Genomic DNA, 1,865 nt, shown 5'->3' with positions numbered 1-1,865 from the left:
CCCTGACCACCCTGACCACCCTGACCACCCTGACCACCCTGACCACCCTGGCCGCCGCTCGACGCGGCCAGCGCCGCCTTGCGCGGGTCGCCGCTCCTGCGCTTGCCCTTCTTCGACGACTTCGCGGCGGCCTTGGCCGCCCGCCGGGCGCCGGCGCCCATCATCGCCGGCATGCCGGGCATCGCGCCGCCGAGCATCTGGCGCATCTGCTTCTGGCCCTCGAAGAAGTTCGTGACGAGCTGGGATACCTCGCCGACCGTGGTGCCTGAGCCGTTGGCGATGCGCAGCCGCCGCGAGCCGTTGATGATCTTCGGGTTGCGCCGTTCGCCCGGGGTCATCGAGCGGACGATGGCCTCGGCGTGGTCCAGGTCCCTGTCGTTGACCTGCGAGAGCAGCTCTTTGTTCTTCGCGGCCCCTGGCATCATGCCGAGCAGGTTCTGGATCGGGCCGAGCTTGCGCAGCATGCCGAGCTGCTCGATGAAGTCCTCAAGGGTGAACGCTTCGCCGGACATCATCCGGTTGGCCATCGACGCGGCCTGATCGGCGTCGAACGCCTTCTCCGCCTGCTCGATCAGGCTGAGCACGTCACCCATGTCCAGGATGCGCGAGGCCATCCGGTCCGGGTGGAACATGTCGAAGTCGGCGAGCTTCTCGCCGGTCGACGCGAACATGATCGGCTTGCCGGTCAGCGCCGCGACCGATAGCGCCGCGCCGCCGCGGGCGTCACCGTCCAGCTTGGTCAGCACCACGCCGTCGTAGCCCACGCCGTCGAGGAAGGCCTGCGCGGTCGCCACCGCGTCCTGGCCGATCATCGCGTCGACGACGAACAGCACCTCGTCGGGCTCGACCGCGTCCCTGATCGCGGCGGCCTGCGCCATCATCTCCTGGTCGATGCCGAGGCGGCCCGCGGTGTCGATGATCACGATGTTGTGCAGCGTCCGGCGCGCCTCGTCGAGCGACTGCCGCGCCACGGCGACGGGATCGCCGACGCCGCTGCCCGGTTCCGGAGCGTACACGGGGACGCCCGCCTGCCGCCCGATCACCTGCAACTGGTCCACGGCGTTCGGCCGCTGCAGGTCCGCGGCCACGAGCAGCGGCGTGTTGCCCTGCTCCTTGAGCCACAGCGCGAGCTTGCCGGCCAGCGAGGTCTTACCTGAACCCTGCAGGCCCGCCAGCATGATCACGGTCGGCGGCACCTTGGCGAACCGCAGCCGCCTGGCCTCGCCGCCGAGGATCTCGACGAGCTCCTCGTGCACGATCTTGATGACCTGCTGCGCCGGGTTGAGCGCCTGCGACACCTCGGCGCCGCTGGCCCGTTCCTTCACCCGCGCGATGAACTGCCTGACCACGGGCAGCGCGACGTCCGCTTCGAGCAGGGCAATGCGAATCTCGCGCGCGGTCGCGTCGATGTCGGCGGGCGACAGCCGCCCCTTGCCGCGCAACTGGGAGAAGACCTGGGTCAACCGGTCGGAGAGCGTCTCAAACACGCTCCCAGGCTACCGGGCCCAGGGGGTTGGGGGGCCGGCGGACTCTAAGCCGCAAGAGTAAGGCGCGTACGTTCTGAATGGATAAATCGGAACTGAGCGCGGACAGTACCGCGGCGACCACGCGGCGCCGCGCGTCCGGATCGCTGAGCAAGCCGCTCGTGGAGTCGGTGACGTAAAACACGTCGACCGCCTCCGCGCCGAGCGTCTCCACCCGGGCGGCGCGCACGTTCAGGCCGCATTCGCCGAGCGCCCGGCCGATCCGCCACAGCAGGCCAGGTTCGTCGTGCGCCCGTACCTCGACCACGGTCGCGGTCTGCGAAGCGCCGTCGACGAGCGTCACCTTCGGCGGTGGCGCGGCGCTGCCGCGCGGCCGGGCCG

General features: G+C 70.3%; 2 protein-coding genes. Both read right to left on the bottom strand.

Features of this window, described 5'->3' with window-relative positions; genetic code table 11:
* Positions 1-1,487, bottom strand: a 1,487-nt coding sequence (gene ffh, locus WA805_RS30870) for a signal recognition particle protein (protein ID WP_425244093.1), incomplete at its 3' end; no start/stop codon positions are given.
* On the bottom strand, positions 1,480-1,865 hold a 386-nt coding region (locus WA805_RS30865; RefSeq protein ID WP_422289284.1), incomplete at its 5' end, for an ACT domain-containing protein. The genes WA805_RS30865 and ffh, both read right to left, overlap by 8 nt.

The organism is Trebonia sp. (assembly GCF_049794275.1).
Classification (GTDB): Bacteria; Actinomycetota; Actinomycetes; order Streptosporangiales; family Streptosporangiaceae; genus Trebonia.
The sequence above is the reverse complement of the archived record's forward strand: the minus strand, read 5'-3'. Positions and strand labels throughout refer to the sequence as shown.